Here is a 15,428-nt window from a genome sequence, read left to right as displayed (position 1 = left end):
AACATTCACGGAGAGTTTGATCCTGGCTCAGGACGAACGCTGGCGGCGTGCTTAACACATGCAAGTCGAACGATGAAGCCCTTCGGGGTGGATTAGTGGCGAACGGGTGAGTAACACGTGGGCAATCTGCCCTTCACTCTGGGACAAGCCCTGGAAACGGGGTCTAATACCGGATATCACTGTCACTCGCATGGGTGGTGGTTGAAAGCTCCGGCGGTGAAGGATGAGCCCGCGGCCTATCAGCTTGTTGGTGAGGTAATGGCTCACCAAGGCGACGACGGGTAGCCGGCCTGAGAGGGCGACCGGCCACACTGGGACTGAGACACGGCCCAGACTCCTACGGGAGGCAGCAGTGGGGAATATTGCACAATGGGCGGAAGCCTGATGCAGCGACGCCGCGTGAGGGATGACGGCCTTCGGGTTGTAAACCTCTTTCAGCAGGGAAGAAGCGAAAGTGACGGTACCTGCAGAAGAAGCGCCGGCTAACTACGTGCCAGCAGCCGCGGTAATACGTAGGGCGCAAGCGTTGTCCGGAATTATTGGGCGTAAAGAGCTCGTAGGCGGCTTGTCACGTCGGGTGTGAAAGCCCGGGGCTTAACCCCGGGTCTGCATTCGATACGGGCTAGCTAGAGTGTGGTAGGGGAGATCGGAATTCCTGGTGTAGCGGTGAAATGCGCAGATATCAGGAGGAACACCGGTGGCGAAGGCGGATCTCTGGGCCATTACTGACGCTGAGGAGCGAAAGCGTGGGGAGCGAACAGGATTAGATACCCTGGTAGTCCACGCCGTAAACGGTGGGAACTAGGTGTTGGCGACATTCCACGTCGTCGGTGCCGCAGCTAACGCATTAAGTTCCCCGCCTGGGGAGTACGGCCGCAAGGCTAAAACTCAAAGGAATTGACGGGGGCCCGCACAAGCAGCGGAGCATGTGGCTTAATTCGACGCAACGCGAAGAACCTTACCAAGGCTTGACATACGCCGGAAAGCATCAGAGATGGTGCCCCCCTTGTGGTCGGTGTACAGGTGGTGCATGGCTGTCGTCAGCTCGTGTCGTGAGATGTTGGGTTAAGTCCCGCAACGAGCGCAACCCTTGTCCTGTGTTGCCAGCATGCCCTTCGGGGTGATGGGGACTCACAGGAGACCGCCGGGGTCAACTCGGAGGAAGGTGGGGACGACGTCAAGTCATCATGCCCCTTATGTCTTGGGCTGCACACGTGCTACAATGGCCGGTACAATGAGCTGCGATACCGTGAGGTGGAGCGAATCTCAAAAAGCCGGTCTCAGTTCGGATTGGGGTCTGCAACTCGACCCCATGAAGTCGGAGTTGCTAGTAATCGCAGATCAGCATTGCTGCGGTGAATACGTTCCCGGGCCTTGTACACACCGCCCGTCACGTCACGAAAGTCGGTAACACCCGAAGCCGGTGGCCCAACCCCTTGTGGGAGGGAGCTGTCGAAGGTGGGACTGGCGATTGGGACGAAGTCGTAACAAGGTAGCCGTACCGGAAGGTGCGGCTGGATCACCTCCTTTCTAAGGAGCACTTCTTACCGATCCCCACGGGGTGAGGTCAGAGGCCAGTTCATCGGCGAACGTCCGGTGCTGGTTGCTCATGGGTGGAACGTTGATTATTCGGTCCGGTTCTCGGGTCGGAGGCTGTGAGTACTGCTCTTCGGAGTGTGGAAAGCATGATCTCCGGGCGGGAGTCGGGTCGGGCACGCTGTTGGGTGTCTGAGGGTGCGAGCGTTGCTTGCCCTTCTGATGCCGGCCCCAGTGCACTCGGACTTAGGTTCGGGGTGGTGGGTGGCTGGTCGTTGTTTGAGAACTGCACAGTGGACGCGAGCATCTGTGGCCAAGTTTTTAAGGGCGCACGGTGGATGCCTTGGCACCAGGAACCGATGAAGGACGTGGGAGGCCACGATAGGCCCCGGGGAGTCGTCAACCAGGCTTTGATCCGGGGGTGTCCGAATGGGGAAACCCGGCAGTCGTCATGGGCTGTCACCCTTGCCTGAACACATAGGGCAAGTGGAGGGAACGCGGGGAAGTGAAACATCTCAGTACCCGCAGGAAGAGAAAACAACCGTGATTCCGGGAGTAGTGGCGAGCGAAACCGGATGAGGCCAAACCGTATGCGTGTGAGACCCGGCAGGGGTTGCGTATACGGGGTTGTGGGATCTCTCTTTTGCGGTCTGCCGGCCGTGAGACGAGTCAGAAACCGTTGATGTAGGCGAAGGACATGCGAAAGGTCCGGCGTAGAGGGTAAGACCCCCGTAGTCGAAACGTCAACGGCTCGTTTGAGAGACACCCAAGTAGCACGGGGCCCGAGAAATCCCGTGTGAATCTGGCGGGACCACCCGTTAAGCCTAAATATTCCCTGGTGACCGATAGCGGATAGTACCGTGAGGGAATGGTGAAAAGTACCGCGGGAGCGGAGTGAAATAGTACCTGAAACCGTGTGCCTACAAGCCGTGGGAGCGTCGGAATGTGCTTGCACATTCTCGTGACTGCGTGCCTTTTGAAGAATGAGCCTGCGAGTTTGCGGTGTGTTGCGAGGTTAACCCGGGTGGGGAAGCCGTAGCGAAAGCGAGTCCGAATAGGGCGGTATAGTAGCGCGCTCAAGACCCGAAGCGGAGTGATCTAGCCATGGGCAGGTTGAAGCGGAGGTAAGACTTCGTGGAGGACCGAACCCACCAGGGTTGAAAACCTGGGGGATGACCTGTGGTTAGGGGTGAAAGGCCAATCAAACTCCGTGATAGCTGGTTCTCCCCGAAATGCATTTAGGTGCAGCGTCGTGTGTTTCTTGCCGGAGGTAGAGCACTGGATAGGCGATGGGCCCTACCGGGTTACTGACCTTAGCCAAACTCCGAATGCCGGTAAGTGAGAGCGCGGCAGTGAGACTGTGGGGGATAAGCTCCATGGTCGAGAGGGAAACAGCCCAGAGCATCGACTAAGGCCCCTAAGCGTACGCTAAGTGGGAAAGGATGTGGAGTCGCACAGACAACCAGGAGGTTGGCTTAGAAGCAGCCACCCTTGAAAGAGTGCGTAATAGCTCACTGGTCTAGTGATTCCGCGCCGACAATGTAGCGGGGCTCAAGCGTACCGCCGAAGTCGTGTCATTGCAGCAATACTCCCAACGGAGGCTGTGATGGGTAGGGGAGCGTCGTGTGCCGGGTGAAGCCGCGCCGGAAGGCAGTGGTGGACGGTTCACGAGTGAGAATGCAGGCATGAGTAGCGATTCACACGTGAGAAACGTGTGCGCCGATTGACTAAGGGTTCCTGGGTCAAGCTGATCTGCCCAGGGTAAGTCGGGACCTAAGGCGAGGCCGACAGGCGTAGTCGATGGATAACCGGTTGATATTCCGGTACCCGCTGTGAAGCGTCAAACATTGAATCAGGCGATGCTAAGTCCGTGAAGCCGTTCCGGACCCTTCGGGGAATGGAAAGTGGTGGAGCCGATAGACCAGACTTGTAGTAGGTGAGTGATGGGGTGACGCAGGAAGGTAGTCCAGCCCGGGCGGTGGTTGTCCCGGGGTAAGGGTGTAGGCCGTGCGGTAGGTAAATCCGTCGCACATGGGGCTGAGACCTGATGCCGAGCCGATTGTGGTGAAGTGGATGATCCTATGCTGTCGAGAAAAGCCTCTAGCGAGTTTCATGGCGGCCCGTACCCTAAACCGACTCAGGTGGTCAGGTAGAGAATACCGAGGCGTTCGGGTGAACTATGGTTAAGGAACTCGGCAAAATGCCCCCGTAACTTCGGGAGAAGGGGGCCATCACTGGTGATTGGATTTACTCCATGAGCTGGGGGTGGCCGCAGAGACCAGCGAGAAGCGACTGTTTACTAAAAACACAGGTCCGTGCGAAGCCGTAAGGCGATGTATACGGACTGACGCCTGCCCGGTGCTGGAACGTTAAGGGGACCGGTTAGTGCGCTTTCGGGCGTGCGAAGCTGAGAACTTAAGCGCCAGTAAACGGCGGTGGTAACTATAACCATCCTAAGGTAGCGAAATTCCTTGTCGGGTAAGTTCCGACCTGCACGAATGGCGTAACGACTTCTCGACTGTCTCAACCATAGGCCCGGTGAAATTGCACTACGAGTAAAGATGCTCGTTTCGCGCAGCAGGACGGAAAGACCCCGGGACCTTTACTACAGTTTGATATTGGTGTTCGGTTCGGCTTGTGTAGGATAGCTGGGAGACTGTGAACTCTGGACGCCAGTTCAGGGGGAGTCGTCGTTGAAATACCAGTCTGGTCGTGCTGGATGTCTAACCTGGGTCCGTGATCCGGATCAGGGACAGTGTCTGATGGGTAGTTTAACTGGGGCGGTTGCCTCCTAAAGAGTAACGGAGGCGCCCAAAGGTTCCCTCAGCCTGGTTGGCAATCAGGTGTTGAGTGTAAGTGCACAAGGGAGCTTGACTGTGAGACCGACGGGTCGAGCAGGGACGAAAGTCGGGACTAGTGATCCGGCGGTGGCTTGTGGAAGCGCCGTCGCTCAACGGATAAAAGGTACCCCGGGGATAACAGGCTGATCTTCCCCAAGAGTCCATATCGACGGGATGGTTTGGCACCTCGATGTCGGCTCGTCGCATCCTGGGGCTGGAGTCGGTCCCAAGGGTTGGGCTGTTCGCCCATTAAAGCGGTACGCGAGCTGGGTTTAGAACGTCGTGAGACAGTTCGGTCCCTATCCGCTGCGCGCGCAGGAATATTGAGAAGGGCTGTCCCTAGTACGAGAGGACCGGGACGGACGAACCTCTGGTGTGCCAGTTGTTCTGCCAAGGGCATGGCTGGTTGGCTACGTTCGGGAGGGATAACCGCTGAAAGCATCTAAGCGGGAAGCCTGCTTCGAGATGAGTATTCCCACCCACTTGATGGGGTAAGGCTCCCAGTAGACGACTGGGTTGATAGGCCGGATCTGGAAGCCCAGTAATGGGTGGAGGTGACCGGTACTAATAGGCCGAGGGCTTGTCCTCAGTTGCTCGCGTCCACTGTGTTAGTTCTGAGGCAACGACTGTTGCCGGCTTTGAGCTGATAAACAAGTGAAGAGTGTGCTTGTTCGCTCGAAACCATTAGGGTTTCGGTGGTTATAGCGTGAGGGAAACGCCCGGTTACATTTCGAACCCGGAAGCTAAGCCTTACAGCGCCGATGGTACTGCAGGGGGGACCCTGTGGGAGAGTAGGACGCCGCCGAACAATCTTTGGAGGACCCCTGGTCCCAGCGTCAAGCTGGGACCAGGGGTCCTTTTGTTTTTTCTGAAACAAACACAGCCCGAAGCGCGCCGGATACCCGGCTGCGCGAGAATGACTTGCGGTACCGAAGACAGGAGTCACCCATGTCCACCAACTCTCCCGACGACCGACCGGAGCGCGACCAGCGGCGACGGGACAGTGGGGACCGCGATGACCGTGGGGGTTACCGTCGGGACGACCGTCGCGGCGACAACCGTGGTGGTGACAACCGTGGTGGCGGGAACGGCCGGCGAGACGACCGGCGTGAGGGCGACCGTGGCGCGCGTCCGGCGTTCCAGCGCGACGACCGTGACCGTGGGCCGCGTCGCGACGACCGTGGGGAGAGGCCTCCCTTCCGGCGTGATGACCGAGGAGAGCGGCGAGACAGCGACCGCGGTGGCTTCCGGCGGGACGACAACCGTGGTGGCGGGTACGGCCGTAGTGACGACCGTCGCAGTGATGACCGCGGTGACCGTGGCGGTTTCCGCCGTGACGACAACCGTGGTGGTTCCGACCGTGGGCCGCGTCGCGACGACCGCGGGGAGCGTCCTCCCTTCCGCCGTGACGACCGCGGGGAACGTCCCTCCTTCCGGCGTGACGACCGTGGTGACCGTGGTGACCGTCCCCCCTTCCGGCGTGACGACCGTGGTGACCGTGGCGAGCGTCCCCCCTTCCGGCGTGACGACCGTGGTGATCGCGGCGAGCGTCCCTCGTTCCGCCGTGATGACCGTGGGGAGAGGCCTCCCTTCCGGCGTGATGACCGAGGAGAGCGGCGCGACAGCGACCGCGGTGGCTTCCGGCGGGACGACAACCGTGGTGGCGGGTACGGCCGTAGGGACGACCGTCGCAGTGATGACCGCGGTGACCGTGGCGGTTTCCGCCGTGACGACAACCGTGGTGGTTCCGACCGTGGGCCGCGTCGCGACGACCGCGGGGAGCGTCCTCCCTTCCGCCGTGATGACCGCGGTGACCGTGGGGAACGTCCCTCGTTCCGCCGTGATGACCGTGGTGACCGTGGGGAACGTCCCTCGTTCCGCCGTGATGACCGTGGTGATCGTGGCGAGCGTCCCCCCTTCCGGCGTGACGACCGTGGTGATCGTGGCGAGCGTCCCTCGTTCCGGCGTGATGACCGTGGGGAGAGGCCTCCCTTCCGGCGTGATGACCGAGGAGAGCGGCGCGACAGCGACCGCGGTGGCTTCCGGCGGGACGACAACCGTGGTGGCGGGTACGGCCGTAGGGACGACCGGCAGGGCGATGCCCGTGGTGGACGCGGCGGTCCCCGTCGTGACGACCGCGGTGGTCGGCCCGGGGGTTCCGGAGGCTTCCGGGGGCGTGACGACCGGCAGGGTGGTGGCGGCCGGTTCCGTGACGAGCGGGATCGTGACCGCGACCGTGAGCCGATCAAGCGGCTGCCCATCCCCGAGGACGTCACCGGCGAGGAGATCGACAAGGACGTACGGCAGGAGCTGCAGAGTCTGCCGAAGGGGCTCGCGGAGGATGTCGCCAAGAACCTGGTGATGGTCGCACGGCTCATCGACGAGGACCCCGAGGGTGCCTACGGTTACTCCAAGGTGGCGCTGCGTCTGGCGTCGCGTGTCGCCGCGGTGCGTGAGGCGGGTGGCTTCGCCGCGTACGCGAACCAGAAGTACGCCGAGGCGCTTGCCGAGTTCCGGGCCGCGCGGCGCATGTCCGGCAGCGCGGAGCTGTGGCCCGTGATGGCCGACTGCGAACGTGGGCTGGGGCGGCCGGAGAAGACGCTGGACATGGCCGGGGCGCCCGAGGTGCAGAAGCTGGACAAGGCCGGGCAGGTCGAGATGCGGCTCGTCGCGGCCGGCGCCCGGCGCGACATGGGGCAGCTCGACGCGGCCATCGTGACGCTGCAGAGCCCCGAGCTGGCCTCCAACTCACTGCAGCCGTGGACCGCGCGGCTGCGGTACGCCTACGCCGACGCGCTGCTCGCCGCCGGTCGCAAGGACGAGGCGCGGGAGTGGTTCGCGAAGGCCGTCGAGGCCGACAAGGACGGCAGCACGGACGCCTCGGACCGGCTTGCCGAACTGGACGGTGTGGAGTTCGTCGACGCCTTCGAGGAGAGCGACGAGGCCGACGGTGCCGAGGCCGAGGTCGAGGTCGAGGACGAGGTCGAGGACGACAAGGACTGATCTGGGTTTGAGGGGCGGGGCCGCGTGGTCCCGCCCCTTTCGCATGTCAGAGGTCGAGTGCGCGCAGCACCAGTCCCGAGGCCGGCTTCGGGCCGAACGACGTCGACTTGCGGGGCATCGTCACTCCCTGGCGGGCCAGGTCGCGGACGACCTCCTCGCGCACCGGGTGCATCAGGACGGCCGTACCGCCGTCGCGTTCGGCTTTCTCGACCGTGGCCGCCGTGTCGTGGATGTACGCGATGTGGGCCGGAGAGTCCTCGGGGATGTGCCAGATGTGGTCGAGGAGAGTGGAGTGCAGGACCGTCGCGTCAAGGGTGCGCCAGGCGGCGGGGCGGTCGGCGGGGATCGTACGGGCCAGGAGGTCCGGGTCGGGGCGGTCGACCAGGTGGAAGGCGCCGTCGCCGGCAAGCAGGAAGGCGTTGCCCGCGCAGGCGCTGTCCGCGAGCGCGTCCAGGGCTTCCGGCAGCGGCACGGGCAGGTGCCGTATCCGGAATCGGCCCTCCATCGCAGCGAGCGCGTCGGCGACCGGCAGGCCGTGCAGGAGGCGGTGGATGGCGCGGACGCGCAGGGGGTAGCGGGCCGTGTCGACCAGCAGGACGAGGCCGTAGTCCCAGGCGCTGGGGGAGGTGTGTTCCCCGCGAAGGCGCCGGTACGTCGCCCAGCGGTGGTGGCCGTCGGCGATCAGCGCCTGGTGCTGGGCCAGGTCGGACTGGATGCGGTCGAGGTCGGCCGGGTCGGTGACCGACCACAGGCGGTGGCTGAAACCGTCCTCCGTGGTGGTGGCCAGGAGCGGGGGCCGGTCGGTGACCTGTTCCACGACGTCTCTCGCGGCCGACGCCGAGCCGTTGCCACGGTAGGTCAGGAGCAATGGTTCGAGGTTCGCGGAGGTGGCGCGCATCAGCGCAGCGCGGTCGGCGACCACATGCGGCATGACGTCCTCGTGCGGCAACACCACGCCCTCCGAAGGGTCCGAGACGCGCAGGGCGCCGATGATGCCGCGCTGCAGCATTCCGTCCCCGTCCTGCTGCTCGTAGACGTACAGGCCCGGTTGTGAGTCCGCGGCCAGTACGCCCTCCGACAGCCAGCGGCGCAGGGTGTCGGCGGCCTGTTCGTTGCGCGCGGTGGGCGTGGTGGCCTGCGGCAGGATCAGGCGGACGATGTTGTACGGGTCGGCGGACTGGAGGTGGTGCAGGCCGTCGGGGCGTACGACGACATCGTAAGGAGGGGACGTCACAGCGGCCAGGCTGCCGACCCGGTCGGGGTCGTAGCGAAGGCCTCGGAACGGGGTGAGTTCCAGGCCTCGGCGCGCCGTTGGTTCCGAGTGACCCGCTGTCTTCATCCCGGCATCGTACGTGTGTCAGAGGCGTGAGGGATGATCGAGGGAAAGCCGTCGAGCGAGGAGCGATGTGGAATGAGCCAGAGCGTCAGGACGAGGCCCGAGGGCAGTGGCCAGGCCCTGAGCGAGGCGTACGACACGGCGCTGCTCGATCTGGACGGGGTGGTGTACGCCGGGGGCAATGCCATCGCGCACGCGGTCGAGTCGCTGGCCACCGCCCGGGCGGGCGGGATGCGTCTCGCGTACGTCACCAACAACGCGCTGAGGACGCCGGACGCGGTGGCCGGTCACTTGACCGAGCTGGGGATACCGACTGGCGCCGATGACGTCATCACCTCCGCGCAGGCGGTCGCCCGGCTGATCAGCGAGCAGGTGCCGGCGGGGGCACGCGTGCTGGTGATCGGCGGGGAGGGGCTGCGGGTCGCGCTGGCGGAGCGGGGGCTTGAGCCCGTCGAGTCGGCGGACGACGATCCGGTGGCGGTCGTGCAGGGGTACGGCGGGCCCGACTTGCGGTGGGCCCGGTTCGCGGAGGCCTGCTTCGCCATCGCGCGCGGGGTGCCCTGGTACGCGTCCAACACCGACCTGACGATTCCGGGCGCGCGCGGGATCGCGCCGGGAAACGGCGCGGCGGTGGAGGTCGTACGGATTGCGACCGGTGCCGAACCGCAGGTCGCGGGTAAGCCGTTGCCGCCCATGCACCGCGAGACGATCCTGCGGACCGGTGCCGAGCGACCGCTGGTGGTCGGGGACCGCCTGGACACGGACATCGAGGGCGCGTTCAACGGGGAGGTGGACTCGCTGCTCGTTCTCACCGGCGTCACCGACGGCGCGCGGCTGCTCGCCGCACCGCCGCAGCACCGGCCGACGTATGTCGACGCCGATCTGCGCGGGATGCTGACGGGACAGTCCGAGGTCAGCGAGACGGGAGAGGGATTCCGGTGCGGCGGCTGGACGGCGACGGCGGGCACGGACCGGCTTGAGCTGGACGGTGACGGTGAAGCCCTGGACGGACTGCGGGCGTTGTGCGCGGCGGCCTGGACGGCGGCGGGTGAGGGTGTGTGCAAGCTGGATGCGGCGAAGGCGCTGGCGCGGCTGGGGTTGTGAGCCGACGCACGGTGCCGGGCGGGAGCAGGGAACCTGTGCATCGCATGGCCGCCGAGACAAGGGGTAGGGTCAAGGGTGAATGTAAGGGTAGGCTAACCTAATTAGGTGTTGGTCGACAGTCCTCCCGAACAGTGCGCGGAGACCGCCCCCGCGCCCCCAACCCGCCGGGCGATACGTGCCATTGGGCTTCTCGTGCCCGTCGCCGTCCTGGTGCTCGTCGCCCTGACGAGCATCGCGATCGGCGCGAAAGAGCTCTCCCCGGAGCAGGTCTGGCACGGGCTGTTCCAGGACACGGGGACCTACGGCGACGTCGTGGTCGGCGAGCGGCTGTCGCGGACCGTCCTCGGCCTGCTCGCCGGCGCGGCGCTCGGCCTCTCCGGGGCGGTGCTCCAGGCACTCACCCGCAATCCGCTCGCCGATCCGGGGCTGCTCGGCGTCAACGCGGGCGCGTCGGCCGCGGTCGTCACGGCGATGACCTGCTTCGGTGTCACGAGCCTCAACGGCTACGTCTGGTTCGCCTTCCTCGGAGCGGCCGCCGTAGGAGCGCTGGTCTGGTTCCTCGGCGGCAGCCGGGGTGCGACGCCCGTGCGGCTCGCGCTCGCCGGTACCGCGATCAGTGCCGCGCTCTACGGCTATCTGCAGGCCGTGATGATCACGGACCAGGCGGCGCTCGGCAAGATGCGCTTCTGGACGGTCGGTTCACTGTCCTCGGCGACCAACTCGACGATCCTGCAGGTGCTGCCGTTCCTCGCGGTCGGCACGGTCCTCGCCCTCGCGCTGGCCCGGCCGCTCAACGCGGTGGCCATGGGCGACGACACCGCCAAGGCGCTCGGCGCGAACCTGAACCGCACCCGGGCGCTGTCCATGCTCGCCGCGACCGTGCTGAGCGGGGCGGCGACCGCCGCCTGCGGGCCGATCGCCTTCGTGGGTCTGATGGTCCCGCACGTCGTACGGTCCTTCACCGGCCCCGACCTGCGCTGGATCCTGCCGTACGCCACGATCCTGTCGCCCGTGCTGCTGCTCGGGGCCGATGTGATCGGCCGGGTCGTCGCCCGCCCCTCGGAGCTGCAGGCCGGCATCGTCACCGCGCTCATCGGCGGGCCGGTCTTCATCTTTCTGGTACGACGGCGAAGGACGGCGCAGGTGTGAGGGCCAACCGTGTGGTGAGGGCGCCGGGCGGGCTGTCCGTGCGCCTGGACGTCCGGGCCGTCACCGTCGTCGGTCTGCTGCTGCTTGCCGCGCTCGCCGCGAGCGTCGCGCTGATCGGCACCGGCGACTTCCCGATCCCGGCGGGCGACGTACTGAAGACGCTGGCCGGGAACGGAGACGCGGGGCAGGAGTTCGTCGTCAACGAGCTGCGCCTGCCGCGCGTGCTGGTCGGGCTGCTGGCCGGCGCCTCTCTGGGGCTCGGCGGTGCGCTGTTCCAGGCCCTCACCCGTAATCCGCTGGGCAGCCCGGACGTGCTCGGACTCGGGCAGGGGGCGACGGCCGGGGCGCTCGTGGTGATCGTGCTGTTCTCCGGAACCGCCGCCCAGGTCACCCTGGGTGCGCTCGTGGGCGGTCTGGCGACCGGACTCGCCATCCATCTGCTCGCCTGGAAGCAGGGCGTGCACGGTTACCGACTGGTCCTGGTCGGTATCGGCGTCTCCGCGATCCTCACGGCGGTCAACGGCTATCTGCTCACCGTCTCCGACATCGTCGACGCCACCCGCGCGGTCGTCTGGATGACCGGGTCCCTCAGCGGCCGCGACTGGGACCAGGTCTGGCCGCTGCTCGGGCTGTGCGCCGTGCTCGTACCGCTCGTGCTCGCCAACGCGCGCGGGCTGCGAATGATGGAGATGGGCGACGACGTCGCGAACGCCCTCGGGGTGCGCGTGGAGCGCCTACGGGGGCTGCTGATGGTGGCCGCCGTCCTGCTCACCGCAGCCGCCACCGCCGCCGCGGGCCCCGTCAGCTTCGTGGCCCTCACCGCGCCGCAGCTCGCCCGCCGCCTGGCCTTCCCCCGCTGCCTCAAGGGCGCGGGAGGTACCCCCGCGCCCGGCCCCCACCTGTTGTCGTCCCTCTGCATGGGCGCCGCCCTCCTGGTCACCGCCGACTGGGCCTCGCAGCGCGTCTTCGGCGCCGACCAGCTGCCCGTGGGCGTGGTCACCGGAGTGCTCGGCGGCGTCTACCTGCTGTGTCTGCTGGTCACCGAGCGCGGGGCGGGCCGGATATGAGCGCCCACGCCACCACCGGCAGCGGGCCGAACAACCAAGCGGGCCGAACAACCAAGCGGGCCGAACAACCAAAGGAGCACCGTGAACCGTCTGTCCGCCGAGAACGTCACCCTCGCCTACGACCAGCGGGTCATCGCGGAGCAGCTAGCGGTGGAGATTCCTGACCACTCGTTCACCGTGATCGTCGGTCCCAACGCGTGCGGCAAGTCGACGCTGCTGCGTGCCCTTTCGCGGATGCTGAAGCCGAGCCGGGGCCGGGTGCTGCTCGACGGGCAGGTCATCCAGTCGATGCCGGCGAAGAAGGTCGCGCGGACGCTGGGCCTGCTGCCGCAGTCGTCGATCGCGCCCGACGGGATCACCGTCGCCGACCTGGTGGGCCGTGGCAGGTACCCGCACCAGGGCATTCTGCGCCAGTGGTCGGCGGAGGACGAGCGGGTGGTGCAGGAGTCGATGGCGCGGACCGGGGTCGCCGAACTCGCCGATCGATATGTCGACGAACTGTCGGGAGGACAGCGGCAGCGCGTGTGGATCGCCATGGCGCTCGCCCAGCAGACCCCGCTGCTGCTGCTCGACGAGCCGACGACCTACCTCGACATCCAGCACCAGATCGACGTCCTCGACCTGTGCGCCGAGCTGCACGAGGAAGAGGGGCGCACGCTGGTCGCCGTGCTGCACGACCTCAACCACGCCGCCCGGTACGCCACCCACCTGATCGCGCTGCGCGAGGGGCGGATCATCGCCGAGGGCACGCCGAACGACATCGTCACGGCCGCACTGGTCGAGGAGGTCTTCGGGCTGCGCTGCCAGGTCATCGACGACCCGGAGACGGGGACACCGCTGGTGGTGCCGGCGGCGCGGAGTTCGCGGACTGAGGCGAGGGCCGACCGCAGGAAGATGACTGCTACAGAAGCTTTCTGAGCTGGAGCAGGTCGCGCAGGCCGGCCTCCAGTTTCACCCGGCCCGAGCCCCAGGCCTTGGCGAAGTTCAGCTCGCCGTCGACCAGCGCCACCAGGTCGTCGCCCGCCATGGTCAGCCTGATCTGGGCCTTTTCGGGTGGTGGCCCCTGGATCGTGTCGTGCACCACGATCCGGCCGCCGGTGAGCCGGCCCATGAAGGTGACGTCCAGGTCGGTGATCCGGCAGCTCACCGAGCGGTCCAGGGCAGCGGCCGTGCGGACGTCCCCTTCGGCGTGCTGCATGTTGTCCGAGAGCTTTTCGAGTGCGGCGCGGCACTCCTCGATCGTGGCCATCGCGATCGACGGTACCCCAGGGCTTCGGGGTAGCGTCTGGGCATGAGCGACACAGTGCCGGAGAGCGAGGCTCCCCAGGAGCCGGTGGTCGAACCCGTGTACGACCCTGCCGCCCCCGCCCCGCTGAACGTGCCCCGGACTCCCACCGGTAACGCCGACGTGGACGCCCAGCTTGAGCGGCTCACCGACGCCGACCACCTCGCCACCGACGGACATCTCGAGGTGTACGAGGATGTACACCGGGGGCTGCGCGACGCGCTCACCGCGCTCGACGCCCGCCCGGGACCTCCGGCGCCCTCACCGACGTATGACACGAGGACGCCTTCGCCCTCGTACGGAAAGAGGAGCTGAACCGAACGTGGCAGGAGTCGCACGCCGCCGGCTGGACGCGGAGCTGGTCCGCCGGAAGCTCGCGCGCTCGCGTGAGCATGCCGGCCAGCTGATCGCGGCCGGACGGGTCACCGTCGGCAAGACCGTCGCGACCAAGTCCGCCACGCAGGTGGAGACCGCGGCGGCGATCGTGGTCACGGCCGACGGCAGCGATCCCGACTACGTGTCCCGGGGCGGGCACAAGCTTGCGGGCGCGCTGCAGGCGTTCGTACCGCAGGGGCTCGTCGTCGAGGGCCGGCGGGCGCTCGACGCCGGCGCCTCCACCGGCGGCTTCACGGATGTCCTGCTCCGCTCGGGGGCCGTACACGTCGTCGCGGTCGACGTCGGATACGGACAACTCGCCTGGACTCTTCGCAGCGATGAACGCGTCACCGTCAAGGACCGTACGAACGTACGCGAGTTGACGCTTGAAGAGATCGATGGGGAGCCTGTGGATCTTGTCGTGGGGGATCTGTCCTTCATTCCGCTCGGGCTGGTTCTGCCCGCTCTGGTGCGGTGCGTGAAGCCGGACGCCGACCTGGTGATGATGGTCAAGCCGCAGTTCGAGGTGGGGAAGGAACGACTGGGGAGCGGGGGAGTCGTACGGAGTTCGCAGCTGCGGGCGGACGCCGTGCGGGGTGTGGCCCACAGGGCGTGGGAACTCGGGCTCGGAGTGAAGGGTGTCACCGCCAGTCCGTTGCCCGGACCCTCCGGGAATGTCGAGTATTTTCTGTGGCTGCGGGCCGGGGCACCCGAACTGGACCCGTCAGATGTTGACCGTGCAGTGGCGGAGGGGCCGCGTTGACACAGAACCGAGCTCGTACTGTTTTCCTGCTCGCCCACACGGGCCGGCCGGCGGCCATCCGCAGCGCCGAACTCGTGGTCAAGGGGCTGCTCCGCGAGGGCATCGGCGTGCGCGTCCTGGAGTACGAGGCCGCCGATCTGCCGCTGCCCGAGGAGGTGGAGCTGGTCAAGGAGGCCACTCCGCAGTGCCTCGACGGGTGCGAGCTGCTCATCGTGCTGGGCGGCGACGGGACGCTGCTGCGGGGCGCCGAGTTCGCCCGGGCCTCCGGGGTGCCGATGCTCGGCGTCAACCTCGGGCGCGTCGGTTTCCTCGCGGAGGCCGAGCGGGACGATCTCGACAAGGTTGTCGACCGGGTGGTGACGAAGGCGTACGAGGTCGAGGAGCGGATGACCGTCGACGTCGTCGTTCACCGCAACGGCGACATCGTGCACACGGACTGGGCGCTGAACGAGGCCGCCGTGCAGAAGGTGTCCGCCGAGAAGCTCCTCGAAGTCGTCCTGGAGATCGACGGCCGGCCCGTCACCGGGTTCGGCTGCGACGGGATCGTCCTGTCGACGCCGACCGGGTCCACGGCCTACGCGTTCTCCGCGGGCGGACCCGTGGTGTGGCCCGAGGTCGAGGCGCTGCTGATGGTGCCGATCTCGGCGCACGCGCTGTTCGCGAAACCGTTGGTGACGTCACCGGACTCGGTGCTCGCGGTGGAGGTCCTGCCGCACATTCCGCCGGGTGTTCTGTGGTGCGACGGACGGCGGACGGTCGAGCTGCCGCCGGGGGCCAGGGTCGAGGTGCGGCGAGGGGCCGTGCCGGTGCGGCTGGCCCGGCTGCATCACGCGTCGTTCACGGACCGGCTCGTGGCGAAGTTCGCGTTGCCGGTTTCCGGGTGGCGCGGGGCTCCGCACTAGAGCCCGGTCCCAAGCAGCGTTGGCGTGTACGGGTCCGTCGTGGCCTGTCGCGCCTACGCGGCGGCGCC

The 15,428-nt window shown here is 66.5% G+C and carries 10 protein-coding genes, 3 rRNA genes and 1 pseudogene; 12 read left to right on the top strand and 2 right to left on the bottom strand.

Annotated elements, in window-relative coordinates; genetic code table 11:
- The first annotated feature begins 4 nt into the window (after positions 1-4).
- The 5 genes and pseudogenes from OOK07_RS09040 to OOK07_RS09020 all read left to right on the top strand — a co-directional run bounded on the left by OOK07_RS09040 (position 5) and on the right by OOK07_RS09020 (position 7,379).
- Positions 5-1,530 (top strand): 16S ribosomal RNA (locus tag OOK07_RS09040).
- 317 nt (positions 1,531-1,847) lie between these two features.
- A 23S ribosomal RNA gene (locus OOK07_RS09035) occupies positions 1,848-4,964 on the top strand.
- Positions 4,965-5,067: 103 nt separating this feature from the next.
- A 5S ribosomal RNA gene (gene rrf, locus OOK07_RS09030) occupies positions 5,068-5,184 on the top strand.
- Together the 16S, 23S and 5S rRNA genes form the textbook arrangement of a ribosomal RNA operon.
- Positions 5,185-5,852: 668 nt before the next feature.
- Positions 5,853-6,467 (top strand): annotated as a pseudogene (locus OOK07_RS43640) (DEAD/DEAH box helicase); the annotation flags it as partial.
- Between the two features lie 162 nt (positions 6,468-6,629).
- Entirely contained in the window at positions 6,630-7,379 is a 750-nt protein-coding gene (locus OOK07_RS09020; protein WP_266801916.1) for a tetratricopeptide repeat protein, read from the top strand.
- Positions 7,380-7,425: 46 nt separating this feature from the next.
- Here the strand turns inward: OOK07_RS09020 and OOK07_RS09015 are convergent, their stop codons facing one another.
- On the bottom strand, positions 7,426-8,718 hold the full coding sequence (locus OOK07_RS09015; protein ID WP_266795855.1) for a DUF1015 domain-containing protein: 1,293 nt from the start codon (positions 8,716-8,718) through the stop codon (positions 7,426-7,428).
- A gap of 72 nt (positions 8,719-8,790) precedes the next feature.
- On the opposite strand from OOK07_RS09015, the gene OOK07_RS09010 reads away from it, so the two are divergent.
- The 4 genes from OOK07_RS09010 (at position 8,791) to OOK07_RS08995 (ending at position 12,953) form a co-directional block, all read left to right on the top strand.
- A complete protein-coding gene (locus OOK07_RS09010; protein WP_266795853.1) occupies positions 8,791-9,819 on the top strand; it encodes an HAD hydrolase-like protein in 1,029 nt (342 codons plus the stop codon).
- 105 nt (positions 9,820-9,924) lie between these two features.
- Positions 9,925-10,968 (top strand): FecCD family ABC transporter permease, encoded by a 1,044-nt coding sequence (locus OOK07_RS09005; protein ID WP_266795852.1) that lies wholly within the window; start codon positions 9,925-9,927, stop codon positions 10,966-10,968.
- Positions 10,965-12,035 (top strand): FecCD family ABC transporter permease, encoded by a 1,071-nt coding sequence (locus OOK07_RS09000; RefSeq protein WP_266795851.1) that lies wholly within the window; start codon positions 10,965-10,967, stop codon positions 12,033-12,035. Before OOK07_RS09005 ends, OOK07_RS09000 begins: the two co-directional genes overlap by 4 nt.
- An 81-nt stretch (positions 12,036-12,116) precedes the next feature.
- A complete protein-coding gene (locus OOK07_RS08995) occupies positions 12,117-12,953 on the top strand; it encodes an ABC transporter ATP-binding protein (protein WP_266678571.1) in 837 nt (278 codons plus the stop codon).
- Here the strand turns inward: OOK07_RS08995 and OOK07_RS08990 are convergent.
- Positions 12,937-13,284 carry an SCP2 sterol-binding domain-containing protein gene (locus OOK07_RS08990; RefSeq protein WP_266678569.1) on the bottom strand — a complete coding sequence of 116 codons (348 nt, stop codon included), beginning with the start codon at positions 13,282-13,284 and terminating at the stop codon, positions 12,937-12,939. The two genes, OOK07_RS08995 and OOK07_RS08990, sit on opposite strands and share 17 nt — an antisense overlap.
- Positions 13,285-13,326: 42 nt before the next feature.
- Here OOK07_RS08990 and OOK07_RS08985 point away from each other — a divergent pair, with 42 nt between their 5' ends.
- Genes OOK07_RS08985 through OOK07_RS08975 form a run of 3 tightly spaced genes read left to right on the top strand, consistent with a single transcriptional unit; the run spans position 13,327 to position 15,360 of the window.
- A complete protein-coding gene (locus OOK07_RS08985; protein ID WP_266678567.1) occupies positions 13,327-13,635 on the top strand; it encodes a hypothetical protein in 309 nt (102 codons plus the stop codon).
- Between the two features lie 7 nt (positions 13,636-13,642).
- The gene (locus OOK07_RS08980; protein ID WP_266678565.1) at positions 13,643-14,458 is read left to right on the top strand and encodes a TlyA family RNA methyltransferase; all 816 of its coding nucleotides are present in this window, start codon (positions 13,643-13,645) and stop codon (positions 14,456-14,458) included.
- Positions 14,455-15,360 carry an NAD kinase gene (locus OOK07_RS08975; protein WP_266511738.1) on the top strand — a complete coding sequence of 302 codons (906 nt, stop codon included), beginning with the start codon at positions 14,455-14,457 and terminating at the stop codon, positions 15,358-15,360. The genes OOK07_RS08980 and OOK07_RS08975 overlap by 4 nt, the downstream gene beginning before the upstream one ends.
- Positions 15,361-15,428 lie beyond the last annotated feature (68 nt).

Origin of the sequence: Streptomyces sp. NBC_00078, from assembly GCF_026343335.1 — a bacterium.
Lineage (GTDB): Bacteria > Actinomycetota > Actinomycetes > Streptomycetales > Streptomycetaceae > Streptomyces.
Note: the sequence above shows the minus strand (reverse complement) of the source record. Positions and strands in the feature narration are given on the sequence as shown.

Excerpts from the sequence above, each read along its gene's own strand:
- OOK07_RS09015 (WP_266795855.1), bottom strand. The coding sequence starts at position 8,718 with ATGAAGACAGCGGGTCACTCGGAACCAACGGCGCGCCGAGGCCTGGAA.
- OOK07_RS09010 (WP_266795853.1), top strand. The coding sequence starts at position 8,791 with ATGAGCCAGAGCGTCAGGACGAGGCCCGAGGGCAGTGGCCAGGCCCTG.
- OOK07_RS08990 (WP_266678569.1), bottom strand. The coding sequence starts at position 13,284 with ATGGCCACGATCGAGGAGTGCCGCGCCGCACTCGAAAAGCTCTCGGAC.
- OOK07_RS08985 (WP_266678567.1), top strand. The coding sequence starts at position 13,327 with ATGAGCGACACAGTGCCGGAGAGCGAGGCTCCCCAGGAGCCGGTGGTC.